14 protein-coding genes are annotated in these 14,836 nt (G+C 44.8%); 10 read left to right on the forward strand and 4 right to left on the reverse strand.

What is annotated here, in order from left to right; all coding sequences use genetic code 11:
• Position 1: 1 nt before the first annotated feature.
• The 3 genes from ACDZ28_RS10135 to ACDZ28_RS10145 are packed head-to-tail and all read left to right on the forward strand — an operon-like array spanning position 2 to position 2,475.
• Entirely contained in the window at positions 2–1,156 is a 1,155-nt protein-coding gene (locus ACDZ28_RS10135) for a sensor histidine kinase (protein WP_375104573.1), read from the forward strand.
• Positions 1,153–1,755: a response regulator transcription factor gene (locus ACDZ28_RS10140; RefSeq protein ID WP_042123586.1), complete on the forward strand. Its 603-nt coding sequence runs from the start codon at positions 1,153–1,155 to the stop codon at positions 1,753–1,755. The genes ACDZ28_RS10135 and ACDZ28_RS10140 overlap by 4 nt, the downstream gene beginning before the upstream one ends.
• 18 nt (positions 1,756–1,773) lie before the next feature.
• On the forward strand, positions 1,774–2,475 hold the full coding sequence (locus tag ACDZ28_RS10145) for a histidine phosphatase family protein (RefSeq protein ID WP_375104574.1): 702 nt from the start codon (positions 1,774–1,776) through the stop codon (positions 2,473–2,475).
• 98 nt (positions 2,476–2,573) lie between these two features.
• On the opposite strand, the gene infC is transcribed toward ACDZ28_RS10145, so the two are convergent.
• Both infC and ACDZ28_RS10155 read right to left on the reverse strand, forming a co-directional pair.
• Complete coding sequence (infC, locus tag ACDZ28_RS10150) at positions 2,574–3,092, reverse strand: translation initiation factor IF-3 (RefSeq protein WP_375104575.1); 519 nt, start codon at positions 3,090–3,092, stop codon at positions 2,574–2,576.
• 60 nt (positions 3,093–3,152) lie between these two features.
• Positions 3,153–4,058 (reverse strand): LysR substrate-binding domain-containing protein, encoded by a 906-nt coding sequence (locus ACDZ28_RS10155; RefSeq protein ID WP_375104576.1) that lies wholly within the window; start codon positions 4,056–4,058, stop codon positions 3,153–3,155.
• Between the two features lie 110 nt (positions 4,059–4,168).
• On the opposite strand from ACDZ28_RS10155, the gene ACDZ28_RS10160 reads away from it, so the two are divergent.
• The 3 genes from ACDZ28_RS10160 (at position 4,169) to ACDZ28_RS10170 (ending at position 6,547) form a co-directional block, all read left to right on the forward strand.
• Complete coding sequence (locus ACDZ28_RS10160; protein ID WP_375104577.1) at positions 4,169–4,573, forward strand: tautomerase family protein; 405 nt, start codon at positions 4,169–4,171, stop codon at positions 4,571–4,573.
• Between the two features lies 1 nt (position 4,574).
• Complete coding sequence (locus ACDZ28_RS10165) at positions 4,575–4,904, forward strand: carboxymuconolactone decarboxylase family protein (RefSeq protein WP_375104578.1); 330 nt, start codon at positions 4,575–4,577, stop codon at positions 4,902–4,904.
• 86 nt (positions 4,905–4,990) lie between these two features.
• Positions 4,991–6,547, forward strand: a complete 1,557-nt coding sequence (locus tag ACDZ28_RS10170; RefSeq protein WP_375104579.1) for a sigma-70 family RNA polymerase sigma factor — start codon at positions 4,991–4,993, stop codon at positions 6,545–6,547.
• A gap of 326 nt (positions 6,548–6,873) precedes the next feature.
• On the opposite strand, the gene ACDZ28_RS10175 is transcribed toward ACDZ28_RS10170, so the two are convergent.
• Complete coding sequence (locus ACDZ28_RS10175) at positions 6,874–7,767, reverse strand: helix-turn-helix transcriptional regulator (RefSeq protein WP_375104580.1); 894 nt, start codon at positions 7,765–7,767, stop codon at positions 6,874–6,876.
• 145 nt (positions 7,768–7,912) lie between these two features.
• Here ACDZ28_RS10175 and ACDZ28_RS10180 point away from each other — a divergent pair, with 145 nt between their 5' ends.
• From ACDZ28_RS10180 to ACDZ28_RS10190, 3 genes are all read left to right on the forward strand, one after another.
• Positions 7,913–10,165 (forward strand): beta-L-arabinofuranosidase domain-containing protein, encoded by a 2,253-nt coding sequence (locus tag ACDZ28_RS10180; protein ID WP_375104581.1) that lies wholly within the window; start codon positions 7,913–7,915, stop codon positions 10,163–10,165.
• A 309-nt stretch (positions 10,166–10,474) separates the two neighbouring features.
• Complete coding sequence (locus tag ACDZ28_RS10185) at positions 10,475–12,190, forward strand: ABC transporter ATP-binding protein (RefSeq protein ID WP_375104582.1); 1,716 nt, start codon at positions 10,475–10,477, stop codon at positions 12,188–12,190.
• Between the two features lie 35 nt (positions 12,191–12,225).
• Positions 12,226–12,708: an NUDIX hydrolase gene (locus ACDZ28_RS10190; RefSeq protein WP_042123607.1), complete on the forward strand. Its 483-nt coding sequence runs from the start codon at positions 12,226–12,228 to the stop codon at positions 12,706–12,708.
• 83 nt (positions 12,709–12,791) lie between these two features.
• Here the strand turns inward: ACDZ28_RS10190 and ACDZ28_RS10195 are convergent, their stop codons facing one another.
• The gene (locus tag ACDZ28_RS10195; RefSeq protein ID WP_042123609.1) at positions 12,792–13,367 is read right to left on the reverse strand and encodes a TetR/AcrR family transcriptional regulator; all 576 of its coding nucleotides are present in this window, start codon (positions 13,365–13,367) and stop codon (positions 12,792–12,794) included.
• A gap of 186 nt (positions 13,368–13,553) precedes the next feature.
• On the opposite strand from ACDZ28_RS10195, the gene ACDZ28_RS10200 reads away from it, so the two are divergent.
• A complete protein-coding gene (locus tag ACDZ28_RS10200) occupies positions 13,554–14,804 on the forward strand; it encodes an MFS transporter (RefSeq protein WP_375104583.1) in 1,251 nt (416 codons plus the stop codon).
• The last annotated feature ends 32 nt before the right edge of the window (positions 14,805–14,836 follow it).

Genomic DNA, 14,836 nt, shown 5'->3' on the forward strand with positions numbered 1-14,836 from the left:
AATGGCTGAGCGTGCGCAGTTTCGGTTATTTCCACAAAAACAAGGGTTTTTCCCTTATGTATGGGCTGTTTATCTGGTTTTGCCCATCCTGAATTTGCGTGGGGAGACTGGATTGAAGCTCATTTTAGGCGGGTTGATGATAGCGGTGTTCGCCATCAGCTATCGCCAGCTGTATTGGGTTCGGGGTGGAGTATTTAATGTTTGGTTAACGATTCAAATGGTGATCATCGTGGTGCTTAGTTTGTTTTATACGCCCTTTAATCTGTACATGGGCTTTTTCACCGCGAATTTTATAGCTTACTATACGGAGAATAAAGGGTTCAAAATTGCATTTACTTCTTTTGTAGTCATGGTACTTTCTGTGCTTGTCTTAGTGGGTCGTGAGATGGAGTGGGAAAGCATGATATTTTTAGCTCCATTTATCATTATTATGTTGATTAGTCCGTTCGGCGTGAGATCCATGAATCGGAATCAGAAGCTGGAGAAAGAGCTGGATCAAGCCAATGAGGTGATTAAAGAGCTGGTGAAGCGTGAGGAACGGATGCGAATTGCTCGTGATTTACATGATACGCTCGGGCATACGTTGTCCTTGATTACATTAAAAAGCCAACTCGTAGAGAAGCTGGTGACCAAAAATACGGAGCGAGCCCAAGAGGAGGCGCGGGAAATTCAGCGTACTTCGCGGGCTGCGCTCCGTCAGGTGCGTGAGCTAGTGTCGGAAATGCGGGCGATCTCAGTAGCAGAAGAACTGGCAGAAGCCGGGGAAATGCTGCGCACGGCGGAGATTGCCTTGGAAGTGGAAGGGGATATCTCGCTAGAGGGAGTATCCGACCTGACGCAAAATATTCTCAGTCTCTGTATCAAAGAAGCGGTGACTAACATTGTGAAGCATAGTAGAGCGGATAAATGCTTCATCGGGGTGGCGAAGACCACCGGAGAAGTTCGAATTACTGTTAAGGACAATGGAATTGGCCTCCAGAACGGTGAGAGATGTAGTGGTGAGCTTAGCGATGGAAATGGTATGAAGGGGATGGCAGAGCGTCTATCTCTGATTGATGGCTCTCTGTCGCTAAGCTCAGAAGAAGGTCAGGGAACTACGCTGATCGTAATGATCCCTCTAATCGTTAAGGAAGCAACAGGAGGTGAGAGTGCATGATAACTATCGTTATAGCGGAGGATCAACGTCTGCTTCGGGGAGCGATGGCTTCCCTGTTGGATCTTGAGGATGATATCGAAGTCGTCGGAGAGGCTTGTGATGGAGCTGAGGCGTTAGCTTTAATCGACAGGCTTCAGCCGGATGTATGTCTCATGGACATTGAAATGCCGTTCAAGAGCGGGCTGGAGGTTGCAGAAATATTGCGGGGGAAGGGTTGTCCGACTAAGATTATCATCTTGACAACCTTTGCCCGACCGGGCTATTTCGAGCGTGGAGTGAAGGCTGGGATACAAGGGTATTTGTTAAAGGACGAGCCAGTAGATAAATTAGCCGAATCAATTCGTCGTGTCATGGCTGGACATCGAGAGGTCTCTCCAGAGTTAGTCTTCGGTAGCCTGCGGGAGGAGAATCCACTTACAGCACGTGAGCGAGAGATCTTAAAGCTGGCTGGTGAAGGGCAAACGGCGGCAGAGATCGCTTTTTCGCTACATCTTTCTTATGGCACAGTTCGCAATTATATTTCTGAAATACTCAATAAGCTGGAAGTGAAAAGCCGAATTGAGGCGGTACGACTAGCAGAGGAAAAAGGCTGGATTTGAGGGGAGCAGGGCATTATTATGCAAATATTTCTTATTCGTCATGGTGATCCGGACTATTCCATAGATGGCCTAACAGAATTTGGGCATCAGGAAGCAGCGGCACTAGGAAAGCGCATGGCATCTATAGGTCTGGATGAATTATATGCTTCACCACTGGGTAGAGCACAGACAACAGCCAGTTATGTGGCCAAAGAGACGGGACTTGTTATTCAGACAGAACCTTGGACTAGTGAGCTGGATTGGACAGAGATTATGTTGGATGGACAAATGGCGTCTATATGGGATAGTCCCGGAGAACATATTAGCGAATTATCTAGTGGAAAGAGAGTATGGTCTGATGAAACAGATCATTGGTTGAAGCAAGAGGAATACAGATTACGGTTCAGCGAATTACAAGCGGCTTCAGATCAATTCTTGCTGCGACATCACTATAAAAGAGAAGATGGCCTGTATCGGATCCTTGAGCCTTCTACCAAAAAGATTGGAGTAGTATGCCATGGTGGCTTTGGTCTCGCATGGCTAGCTCATTTATTACAAATTCCTTTAGCCTTGGCTTGGTCCGTATTTTGGTTAGCGCCAAGCTCGGTAACGACAATTTTGTTCGAAGAGCGCAGCGAGCACTTTGCAGTTCCTAGGTGTATTGGACTAGGAGATGTCTCACACCTTTATGCTGGCGGCATGAACTATCGCCCGAGGGGATTAATGGGCAATCATGTTTAAGTTGAAAGATTAAGAACATTGCCTATGAAGTGAAAGGCCATCCCATAGAGGATGGCCTTTTTACTAGCTCTATATGATTGGAGCGTATAGGCCAATCTTCAACGTGGATTTAATTTCACCTGCGACCCTTTACCACCTGTCTGGATACCAGTGTCCTTCGTTCCAACTTCCTTCAAGTCAGTCACTAGTCGCTCCAATACGGCCTTGGAAGCGGCGGCTTCTTTGGCGCCGGATGCCTTCACGACTAATTGCACTGGCTTACCGGAGCGTAGATGCTTGTCCGCTTGGCGAAGCTTCGTATCATAATCATGCTCTTCAATATGAGCAGTGAAGCGCAGCTCTTTGACCTTTTCCTTGCTGCCCCCTTTAGATGCTGCACTACCATTCGACTTGCGTGTTGCAGCGGCTTCCTTCTGCGCGGCAGCTTTTGCTTTGCCCTTTGCGGTCAGGCTGCAAGGTGGCGGGCTGCTCATCAGTGAGGTGCATACCAGATCTGCACCTGCCGATCTGGCCATGGCCAGCGCCTCTTCTCTGGAGACGATGCCCAGCTTTTCGCCTCTAAGTCCTGTAAGGACTACTTCGGATGCTCTTATTTGTTCGTTGATTAATACTGCCACTTCTATGAATCCTCCCTGAGAACAATGATATAGCTATCATATATGGAAGTTGCTTGTGGTTCAAATGTGGAGAGTAGGATTAGCGTTACTGATCCTCTCAATTTCTTCTTTTATGATCTGTAGGATTAGTTTTTTAGATGATGTTGCTAGATATTCTCGGTTGCGCCGCTGCAATATACCCACTTGAATGAACGGTTCGCTTAGTTCAACATCTATTTTTACGATATCTGTCATTAAAGCTGTCGAATCAAGCACTACCCCTACCCCAGGGTTCTTTCTTACAAAATGAGGAATAGCAGAAATTTGGCTTATGGTGGATAAAGTGGGCTTTGATTCGAATCTCGAAAATTGCTTAGCTAACCGAAGGTAATATAAGCAAGTGCGTCCTCCAGCTATAATTGGATATTCAAGAATTTCTCGAAATGAAATATCGTCTCGTCCGCTTAAAGGATGATTTTCATCTGCTATAAAAGCGATTTTCTCGTGATAGAGCGGTTCGAAATAAAAGAAAGACAGGTCGGACGGCTCACCGCAGATGGCGAAATCCAGTTCACTTTGTAGAACAAGTTGTGAGAGGGAATCAGTGTTACCCTGAATGAAGTTACATGCCATCTTTGGTTTTTGCTCATGAAATTTTCGCAAGGCGTTCGGTAGGACGGATTCCATCATGGATTCAATGCCTCCGATATGAAGTGTGCCAATTTCGTCATGCTGTAAAGCCTTGGTGAGTTCTGATACATAGTTCCAATGTTGAATAAGGTTATCGATTTCCGCTGCAAAAACTTGCCCAGCACTTGTCAGTTCTACTTCCCAGCCTCTGTGAAAGAGTTGTATGCCCAGTTCTTTTTCAAGTCGTTGAATTTGGTTGGTAATGGTAGACTGCGCATAATTCAACTTCTCGGCAGCGCGTGAGAAAGTGCCTTCTTGAAGGATGGTCTTAAAAGCCATCAGTTCTTTTAGATCCATCGATTGTCACCTCTATCGGTATAATTGATTAAGATTATTATCTTATTCAATTATATAAATTAAAATACTGAGAGTACAATAAAAGAATTCTAAAGAAGGAGTGAATTAAAATGCCATTCATTACAGTCAGTTATCTGGAGCAACAATACGACATTCATCAGCTAGAAGGAATATGTAGAGCGATTATGAGCGCGTTAATTCAGCATTTCCATGTACCGGAGGATGATCTGTTTCAGGTTTTTCATGCGCATAAAGCGGGGGGATTTTTTTACAGTAAAGATTATTTAAATATTGAACGAAGCGACGGACTGATATATATCCAAGTTACGCTAAAATCCGGAAGATCAACAGAACAGAAGAAAAGCTTTTACGCAAGGCTAGCCGAGGAATTATCGATGACGCTAAACATCAGAAAAGAAGATATATTCATTGTGCTCGTCGACACGGAATTCGAAGATTGGTCGTTTGGTAACGGTGTTGCTCAAATGCTACAACCTCCGGTTAGGGAGGTGTAATATGGCGCATCGGAGAATTGTCACAAATGTACGGGAATCGTTAGGGGAGTTCGCTCCAGCATTCGTCGACTACTCGGAAAATGTGTTATTTGGGGACTTATGGAGACGGGAGCAATTATCACTTCGGGATCGTAGCATGATTACGATTTCTGCTTTGGTGATGGGGGGCATGACGGAACAACTGCCCTATCATTTGCGCTTGGCTTTAGAGAACGGATTACAACTTGAAGAAATCGTGGAGGCCATTACCCACCTTGCTTATTATGTAGGCTGGCCGCGAACCTCTTCAGCTTTAGAGGTTGCAAAGGATGTAATAGGAAAAAATAAATAACGTCTGACTTTTTTAATCTCATCCGTAACCTTTGGGAACTTCATTGGCACTTGTATATAATACGGAAGAAGGGAGCGAGGGAAGGTATGCTTCAGTATATAGAAGAAGCGAGACGAGGAGATCGTCAAGCTTTTGAACAGATCGTTAGGCATTTTACACCAATGGCGAATGCGGTTGCATATGAAAAGCTCCACGATTATCAATTAGCGGAGGATGCTGTGCAAGAAGCCTTCACAGAAGCCTTCCTGAATTTGAATAAATTACGAGCAGTAGAGGCATTTCCAGGCTGGTTTAAAGCGATTGTGGCAAGGCAATGCTATCGTATCCTACGAAGAAAGCAGCATCCTGCACTACCCTACGATGAAGCAGTGGAATCGAGAGAGTCTTCATTTAATGTGATAGACATTATTGAGAAAAAAGAAGCACGGCGACTGCTTCACGAGTCTATAGCTGCATTGACATCCAATATGCGGATCGCCGTTCAATTATATTATTTTCAGGGATACTCTCTTCAAGAAATTGCTGACTTTCTGGGGATTTCTGTCCCGGTATTGAAGAAACGACTCTTTGATGCTCGCCGCAAGCTTAAGGGGGCGCTACCTGTTGCGGATGTCCTCTCCGTGTTTAATCATTTGTACGAAGGAGGAAAAGGTTTGCTTCATATTGTAAACGGAGATGTAGTGGGAGATAAGCTGCGTCAGGGAATTGTGAAGGGTGATGTATTAGTTTGGAGAGAGGTCTATTCTCATGGACCGGTATTTTTAGAGCCTGCGGAACAGGATAACCGCTTCATACGGGCTGAATATTTGGAACAAACGATGGGGATTCCGCAGACGGAATTTATACAGGGCAGTGAGAGTCAGGAAAAAATATTAGCTGATTTTCATAAATATGAGGAAGTGGTGCTATGGTTCGAGCATGATCTATTCGACCAGACGATGCTGTGCTATTTGCTCCATTGGTTCTCGAAGCAGAAACAGGGATCCACGAAGCTGAGCTTATTGTGCATTGGAGAGTATCCTGGCATTGAGCTGTTTCGAGGACTTGGACAACTATCTGTAGAGCAAATGGAGACTTTATCAGGAACATGGAAGTTAATTGGAGAGAAGGAGCTAGAGGTAGGCCGAGCGTTCTGGGAAGCTTTTGTATCACCGGATCCAGAATCATTGCAACAACTGCTAGCTAAAGATACGTCCGCACTGTCATTTGCACATGACGCCTTCGTGGCGCATTTATCACGATTCCCTTCGGCCTATAATGGACTTGGGATTGTGGAACAGATGACTTTGGAGCTGATTCTTGCTGGAATTAACTCCCCTTACGAGTTGTTCAAAAATGTGGGAGATAAGCTTCATATACTAGGCATGGGCGATTTGCAATATTGGCATATTCTAAGACAGATGGCACAAGACCCATACCCGTTACTGCAAATGCGTGGTTTGAAGGAATTTCCCGGTTATAACGAGTCAGGGATGCCATTTCAAAATTGTGAAGTTGTATTAACAGCGTTCGGAGAGAACGTAATGTCTGGTAAAGAGGATTGGGCCGAGAAGAAAGGGATTGATGAGTGGTACGGCGGGGTGCATCTGCAAGGCGTAACTCCGCGCTGGAGATGGAATTCGTCTTCGCAAACGATTCAATAATATAGAGAATGTAAGTTAGAGAAGGGGCTGTCTCAAAAGTAGTTAATGTTGCTTAGATTCAGCTTCTTTTCTTGAGAGTAATTACGGAAAAAATCCCTGAAAAATACTGATTTTTGCTTCAAAAGAATGAAATTAGGGAATTTATCCCTAAAATCGGAGTAATATCTATACTTTTCAACAAATCGGTCGAATTTTAGGGAGGAATTCCCTGATTATCTATCGGAGGATCGGCTTTCCCCTTCTTCAACCCATGGCGAGGGGGATCCGCTGACGGAGTGTTGTTACAAACTCTTTTCAAAACGTGAAACCTGCCGCAGTTTTTTACTTCAATCATTATTCATAAACGTCTTATGATAGGCGTTACGATATTGGGTCGGTGTCATGTTTTCGTATTTTCGGAAGAGGCGCATGAAATATTTATCGTCGGTGAACCCCGTCTCTGTCGCGATTTCCCTCACGCTGAGGGCGGTTCTGGTTAGCAGCTCCTTCGCTTTAGTCACACGTATTGAATGAATATACTCCAAAGGCCCCATCGAGGTATGTTGTTTAAATAGCCGAGCTAAATAATCCTTGTTGTAATTGAATTTCTCCGCAATGATTGTCACCGTAAGAGGTTCTCTTGCGTGTATTCTTGTCCACTCGGCTATTTTGACAAAGGTGACATCTTGCTGCGCACGGATTAGCTTACTGGCGAACGGCTGAAGCGCATGCTCAGACAGCTCAATTAAGAGAGAAGTCAACAAATAATTAACACTGGAATAGGTCAAATACCCTGAGTTGGCCACATGGAGGATTTGATTCGCCAGGATATGAATCCGGTCACTGTGCTCGATCTTTATGAACTGTGGTAGATATAGATCATGTACGGACCATAAGCGCTGTGTACGCGAAAAGATTTCTTCTGCCTCCGGTTTCATTTCCGCCTCACTCAGCAATACCCCCTCGCTTTTCAGCTCGAAATGAAACCAATAAAACTTAACCCCGGGTCGTGATTCTCTATAGCCGACATGCGTGCGATTAGGCATAAGCAAAAGAGCTTCATCAAGGCCTACTTCGAAGCTTTTGGTCTCCTCACTTAAATAAACCGTTTCACTCACGCCTATGATTAGCTCATAATTGCCCATTGCACGTTCTACATGTTTCCATGGCGTTTCTGAGATGAATTCCCCTGCTGCTGTAAAATGAACAGGTACATCTGCATTTATTTTCAAATAGGTCATGCGGGCCTCCCAGCAATCAATAAGTCGGATTTGTCCACTATTTGTATGGCTGATCTACCGACAAATCAACGTTCCGATGTTATCTTATGGATACAAATATACACTTGTCGGATAACGCTGACAAGATTGCGAGGGAGAGATTTCTTTGAAGACGCAAGCTTTTGATCTAAAGGACGTACGCATAGAGTCAGGTCCACTTCTCCATGCGATGGAGTTAAATACGGATTATTTACTAAAGCTGGAGGCTGACCGGTTATTGTCACGTTTTCGCGAGTATGCTGGCTTAGCGCCCAAAGCTTCCCATTATGAGGGATGGGAAGCTCAGGGCATTAGCGGTCATACATTAGGACATTATCTATCTGGATGTGCGTTGATGTATGCTTCTACAGGGAATGAAGAGCTGCTTCAACGCGTGAATTATGTAGTAGATGAATTAGAGCAGTGTCAGAATGCACATGGCAATGGTTTTATCTCCGGGATTCCCCGCAGCAAAGAACTGTTTGAGGAAGTGAAGGCAGGCGACATTCGCTCGCAAGGCTTTGACCTCAACGGTGGCTGGGTACCGCTGTACACGATGCATAAGCTATTTGCGGGTCTCCGCGATGCTTATCGTTTGGCTGACAATCAGAAGGCGCTAGTACTTGAAACGAAGCTGGGACTGTGGCTTGAAGATATTTTTGCAGAGCTGAGTAAAGATCAGATCCAAGAGGTACTGCGCTGTGAATTCGGCGGTATGAATGAAGCACTCACGGATTTGGCAGAGGATTCCGGTGATGATCGTTTTCTTGCCTTAGCGGAAAGCTTTTACCATGGTGAAGTCCTTAATGATCTAGCCGTAGAAAAAGATACCCTAGCCGGAAGACACGCCAATACTCAGATTCCGAAGATTATTGGAGCAGCAAGACAATATGAAGTAACAGGACAGGAGCATTATGCAGGTATCTCACGCTTCTTCTGGGATCGGGTTGTGAATCATCATTCCTATGTGATTGGCGGCAACAGCTACAATGAGCATTTCGGTGAACCGGATAAGCTAAATGATCGATTAGGCGAAGGCTCCTGTGAGACGTGCAACACTTACAACATGCTGAAGCTGACCAAGCATATGTTCCAGTGGGATGCTTATGCCGCATATGCGGATTACTACGAACGTGCAATGTATAACCATATCCTAGCTTCACAGGAACCGGTAGATGGACGTGTGTGTTATTTTGTATCCCTCGAAATGGGTGGACATAAGTCGTTCAACTCCCAGTTTGAGAGCTTTACATGCTGTGTGGGTTCAGGCATGGAAAGCCATTCTATGTATGGGTCGGCGATTTACTTCCATAGCGCAGATGAGCTGTATGTGAATCAATACGTACCTTCAACAGTGACTTGGAAAGAGCAAGGCATTCGTTTGAAGCAAGAGACCAAGTTCCCTGAAGAGGGACAAGGCACCCTGCGTATCAGCACAGAGAAACCGACTAAATTCACATTGAAGCTAAGATACCCTTACTGGGCTGAGCAAGGCATGAACGTTAGGGTAAACGGTGAAGACATTCAAGTGAAGGCAGGCAAATCTAGCTACCTTACGCTGGATAGAGTATGGCAGGATGGGGACGTTGTCGAATACGATATTCCAATGTCGGTAAGAATCGAATCTATGCCGGATAATCCGAACCGAATTGCTTTCCTCTACGGACCGCTTGTGCTCGCAGGTGATTTTGGAGCTATAAATGCAGAGCTAGGCAGCGATCGCGCCCTAGCTTCCGTATTAATCGGTGATCGCGAGACGCTAACGGACAACCTCATTCAGTCTAATGTGAGTGAAAATGTGTTCCGGATGAAGGGTTTAGGATATACGGCGGATCATGAGCTTCGTCCATTCTACCCTATGCATGATCATCGTTATTCCGTTTATTGGGATTTGTTCACGCCGGAGGAATGGAAGCTGGCAGAAGCTGAATACCGTGAAGCCGTGGAGAATAACCTGCTGCTTGAGCAGCTAACCGTCGATTCGTTACAACCTGCTGAAATGCAGCCTGAACGCGACCATAACTTCACAGGCGAATTTGTAGGCTTAGGCAAAATTTACAATCGCAAGTATCGCGACAGTTGGATCAATGGCTGGTTCTCCTTCACGATGGAGGTCTTGCCAGAAGAACAAGTCGATCTGGTAGTAACCTATTTGAAATCGAATGATACTTCGGTGGCCTTCGATATTACGGCAGATGGTAAACAGCTTGGATTAGGTGTTCTGGAGTCTGAAGAGATGAATAAGCTGGAAACGATTCGTTACGAGCTTCCGCAGTCGATCACAAGTGGCAAATCAGCCATTACGATCAAGTTCGCTTCGCATGAAGGACATAAGGTTGGACAAGTGGCAGGCCTACGTATCGTTAAACGTAATTCTTGAAAAATATGGATTATAGAATTATAATAGGGGCAATTCTTTTAATTGAGGTGAAATGGATGTCTTTCCGTATCGTTCGAAGTAACTAGTTATCGGGCTGGGTCAAACGCGTACCAGCTATCATGGGGGTAGTCTATCCTTTTGATTACATGAACTAGAGCTTTGAACGGTGCCCAGGCAGCCATTTTGTAAAGTCAGGCACTTAACCTATTTAACTTAGAGAACCGTTTATTTATGGGTGGTTTTTAACAGTTGGAGGGTGGGGTTTGCCTGGCTTTTTTGCATTCAATTAAAAGATAGGGGATTAACGATATGTTGAAAAAGAGTCTATCTAACCTAAAGTGGTGGATATGCGCTTATATTTTATTGGGTTTTACTATTCAGCTGCTGAGTAGTTTAGGGATTGTAGTGTTTCAAAAAATATTAGACAAGGCCGCGGTGATGAGCAGCTTCAGTGAGATATCTAGTTTAATCATGGTGTATGGAGTTTTACTGGCTGGCGTCGTGATCCTAAATTATGTGGACGAATATCCTAGTGTTTATTTATCGAACAGTATAACGGAGAGATTAAAGATACTTGCACTATCCAAAATATCCAAAATCGACTATCAAGCCTATCAGGATATCGGCACAGGGCAGATGATTAAAGTGATCGAGAACGGGGCAGCGGCTGGAAACAGCATGATCTATTCTTTTTTCCTTAAAACATTACATGAGTTATTGCCCACGCTTCTGTTCAGTTTAATCTTTATTAGCTTCTATGATTTAAGGATCATGTTAGTCATTGCAGCCGGCTACGTGGTCGTCTTTCTAATAACGAATCTGCTGTTGAAATTTCTGTATGCGATGAAAGCTACCATTCTCCAGGAACAAGAAAAGATGTCCAGATTCTCTATCCGTGGATTCATGGAATTGGTTGTCTTCCGAACGAATAAACGATATGAGAAAGAGATTGATAAATTAAGCCAGACCGCACGCACTATCATTCATAAGAATGCTCAGCTACAAATGATCCACGAAGCTTTTTTCGCGATATTCGAGCTGTTTGTTACGGTAATTAAGGTCGTCGTCTTGATTTACGGTGTAAAAAGCGTTGTTGCAGGTGATACCTCACTTGGTGTTGTGGTCGCATTGTTTATGTTTATTGATAAGATTTACTCGCCGATTGCCATCTTTAATGTTCTATTTGTAGATTTCAGACTGAACAGAGTGACCTACAGAAGATTTGAGGAATTTATTGAGGCCCCAGAAGATAGAAACTTGGAGTCCGGAGAAGTCGTCACAGAGATCCACGGTAATATTGAATTTAGGGACGTATCTTTTGATTATGGGCAAGTGAAAATCTTAAATAAACTAACCTTTTCGATTGAGCGAGGAATGTCTGTTGCGATTGTCGGGTTAAGCGGGGGCGGGAAATCTACCCTGATAAAATTGATCGTAGGATTATTAAAAAAGGACAAAGGTGAACTCTTATTGGACGGTAAGGATATCGATGAGATCCATCTGGATAGCTACTATGATCATATCTCTTACTTATCACAGGACACACCGATTTTTGATGCCACAATCAGGGACAATATTGTATTTGATGAGCATACCTTATCCGATGAAGAACTCTATGAGATTTTGGGAAAAGTTCATCTGCAGGAAAAAATAAGCCAATTGCCGGATCGTTTAGATACTTTGGTAGGTGAAAAAGGGGTTAAATTATCAGGAGGGGAAAGACAGCGATTAGCTTTTGCCAGAATCATCGCCCAAAAAAGAAATGTTCTAATTCTGGATGAGCCGGTGTCGGCACTTGATAATATCACGGAGCAAAGTCTCATGGAGACGATTTTGGAGGAATTTAAGGACAAAACCATCATCATTGTTGCCCACCGATTAAATTTCATAAAAGACGTTGATAAGATACTGGTAGTGGATCACGGTTCGGTTGTGGGTGAAGGGAAGTTTGATGATTTGATAGAGCATTGTGAAGCTTTTAAAGCGTTATGGAGTAGAAAAATATCGTTTACAGATGCTGATTAAATTGTTAACATCTTCTAAAAAAAGAGGTGCGATCTATGGCATGGCCAACACATATTGTAGCGGTAGGTGGATTCGCAGAAAATGAGCAAGGAGATATCCTTTTAGTAAAGACTCATGATGGTGGCTGGGTATTTCCTGGTGGACAAGTAGAGGTCAGAGAGAACCTAATCGATGCATTAGTTCGAGAGATTAAAGAGGAAAGTGGAATAGATGTCACGGTTTCTCAATTGGTTGGTGTGTATTCGAATACAGGTATCCATAAATGGTATGACGGTGTGACGGATGTTCCTACTAAGGTCATGTTTGATTTTATCTGCAAGCCCGTGGGTGGGGAATTATGTACCTCGGAGGAAACCTCTGAAGTAATGTGGGTGGCAAAAGAGAAAGTGCTGGATTGGATTACACAACCCGCTATTCGTACCCGCTATCAAGCTTATTTGGATTACGATGGGAATACGAGGTATATGGATTATGTAACTGGAGACATGTTTGAAGTTAATTTAGATCGAACGGTGTAAAATAAAAGTGATAAGCCATCCTGCAAAGGATGGCTTTTTAAAATATAAGAAAGTATAAGTTTCGCCAAAGACGTTTATGCTTGTTATGCTTTGATGCCCTCAAAGGCAGAGGTGATCAAATATTTCACAAAAGCTTCGTTCAGCTCATCCCCTGTGATCAAAAGCCGATAAAATATCGGTCCATAGAGCAGATCAATCGTGATCCCAATATCCAGACCCACTTTTAATTGGCCCCGGGTCACCCCACGCTCCAACAACTGTCGTGCCTCTTGGCGACGGGGAGCGAAAAACCTCGCACGATAGGCCTCAGCAAGGCCGGCATCAAATTGACCTTCGCCGATCAACTCGGTAATGATCTTTCCTTCTCGGCTGCGAAGAAAATTAGCCAGGTTTGTGGCATGTATCATAATATCGTCCATGACCGAACCGGTGTCTGGCACTGGCAATCTTGCGGATGCTGCAGAGAGGTAGCCGTCCATGACCACAGCTGCTTTGTTAGGCCACCATTTATAAATGGTCGCTTTACTTACCTTGGCCCGTTCCGCGATTTTCTCTACGGTCACCGCACCAAATCCAGTCTCTAGTAGTAGATCATACGATGCTGCCAGAATAGAAGCCTCGGCTTCGCTATTGCGCGGCCGTCCTCTTTTTTTATCCATCAGAGATCCCTCCCGATTAATCTATCCTTTATTTAAGTTGCGATCTGAAAAGAAACTATACGTTCATTATACAAAAGGTTAAACGAAGTAGCCAATCGCCTATTTACAAAACTGAACGTTCAGTATATATTTAAATCAATTAATGAACGGTACGTTCAGTATTTAAAATCGAAGGGTGGAGATCTTATGCATCAAGGCAGTAGTATGAATCGGGTAAGTTCGGTAGGTTCAGTAAATTCGGTAAAACCGGCAAAGGAACATTCGGAAAGAAAGACAATCCCTGGATGGATTACATTTTTATTGGCGGCCTCCTGCGGACTTATTGTAGCCAATCTGTATTACGCCCAAACCCTGATCGGACAGATTGCCCAAGCTACGCATCTTTCATCCGGTGCAGCAGGTCTGATTGTGACTTTGACCCAGGTAGGTTATGTAATTGGTCTCTTGTTCGTAGTACCGCTTAGCGATATTATTGAAAACCGCCGCCTGACAGTGGCGTCTCTGGCTGTGGTGGTGGTGTCGCTGATAGCGGCTACGATAGCTCCTAATGCAGCGATCTTTCTGGGAGCGTCCCTGTTCATTGGACTCGGTTCTGTAGCCGCGCAGATTCTTGTGCCGTATGCGTCTTTTTTGGCTGCTGAAGAGCAGCGCGGCCGGGTAGTCGGTAATGTTATGAGTGGTTTGCTGCTCGGTATTATGTTCGCCCGGCCGCTGGCCAGCTTTGTCTCTGGATTGTGGGGCTGGCATGCGATTTATGCCATATCGGCGGTAGTGATCGCCTTGTTGACACTTCTGTTGTCCCGTGTACTGCCGCAGCGCCAACCTGAGCCTACAATGAATTATGGTGAACTGGTACGTTCTCTGGGAACTTTGCTGAAGAATACACCGGTGCTGCGTCGTCGGGCGATTTATCAGGCTAGCCTGTTCGGAGCCTTCAGCCTATTCTGGACGACGGTCTCTTTGCATCTGGCCGATACGTATCATTTAAGTCAGCAAGGCATCGCCTTGTTTGCACTGGCCGGAGTGGCTGGAGCAATTGCCTCTCCTATCGCCGGGAGGTTAGCTGACCGTGGCTGGACCCGGCCGTTGACCGGTCTTGCATTTGTGTTGGCGGCTGCGGCTTTTTTACTGGCTTATCTGTTTCAGAATGATTCAAGAGTGACGCTCGGACTGCTGGTTGCCGCAGCTATTATGCTGGATATGGGGGTATCGGGTAATCTAGTGCTTGGACAAAGGGCGATTTATTCTCTTGGCAATGAGGCGAGAGGGCGTTTGAACGGATTGTTTATGGCGATATTTTTCGTAGGCGGAGCCATCGGCTCCTCGCTGGGCGGCTGGGCATATGCGTACGGAGGTTGGAGTCTGACCAGCTTGATCGGTCTGGCGCTGCCGATCTTGGCCTTCCTGTACTATTTGACAGAGAAGAAACAAGCATAAGGCTGAATTAAAGAGACTGCTTTCCGGGCTGA

The organism is Paenibacillus sp. RS8 (assembly GCF_041956825.1).
GTDB lineage: Bacteria > Bacillota > Bacilli > Paenibacillales > Paenibacillaceae > Paenibacillus_AQ.

Excerpts from the sequence above, each read along its gene's own strand:
- ACDZ28_RS10135 (WP_375104573.1), top strand. The coding sequence starts at position 2 with ATGGCTGAGCGTGCGCAGTTTCGGTTATTTCCACAAAAACAAGGGTTT.
- ACDZ28_RS10140 (WP_042123586.1), top strand. The coding sequence starts at position 1,153 with ATGATAACTATCGTTATAGCGGAGGATCAACGTCTGCTTCGGGGAGCG.
- ACDZ28_RS10145 (WP_375104574.1), top strand. The coding sequence starts at position 1,774 with ATGCAAATATTTCTTATTCGTCATGGTGATCCGGACTATTCCATAGAT.
- ACDZ28_RS10155 (WP_375104576.1), bottom strand. The coding sequence starts at position 4,058 with ATGGATCTAAAAGAACTGATGGCTTTTAAGACCATCCTTCAAGAAGGC.
- ACDZ28_RS10160 (WP_375104577.1), top strand. The coding sequence starts at position 4,169 with ATGCCATTCATTACAGTCAGTTATCTGGAGCAACAATACGACATTCAT.
- ACDZ28_RS10165 (WP_375104578.1), top strand. The coding sequence starts at position 4,575 with ATGGCGCATCGGAGAATTGTCACAAATGTACGGGAATCGTTAGGGGAG.
- ACDZ28_RS10170 (WP_375104579.1), top strand. The coding sequence starts at position 4,991 with ATGCTTCAGTATATAGAAGAAGCGAGACGAGGAGATCGTCAAGCTTTT.
- ACDZ28_RS10175 (WP_375104580.1), bottom strand. The coding sequence starts at position 7,767 with ATGACCTATTTGAAAATAAATGCAGATGTACCTGTTCATTTTACAGCA.
- ACDZ28_RS10185 (WP_375104582.1), top strand. The coding sequence starts at position 10,475 with ATGTTGAAAAAGAGTCTATCTAACCTAAAGTGGTGGATATGCGCTTAT.
- ACDZ28_RS10190 (WP_042123607.1), top strand. The coding sequence starts at position 12,226 with ATGGCATGGCCAACACATATTGTAGCGGTAGGTGGATTCGCAGAAAAT.
- ACDZ28_RS10195 (WP_042123609.1), bottom strand. The coding sequence starts at position 13,367 with ATGGATAAAAAAAGAGGACGGCCGCGCAATAGCGAAGCCGAGGCTTCT.
- ACDZ28_RS10200 (WP_375104583.1), top strand. The coding sequence starts at position 13,554 with ATGCATCAAGGCAGTAGTATGAATCGGGTAAGTTCGGTAGGTTCAGTA.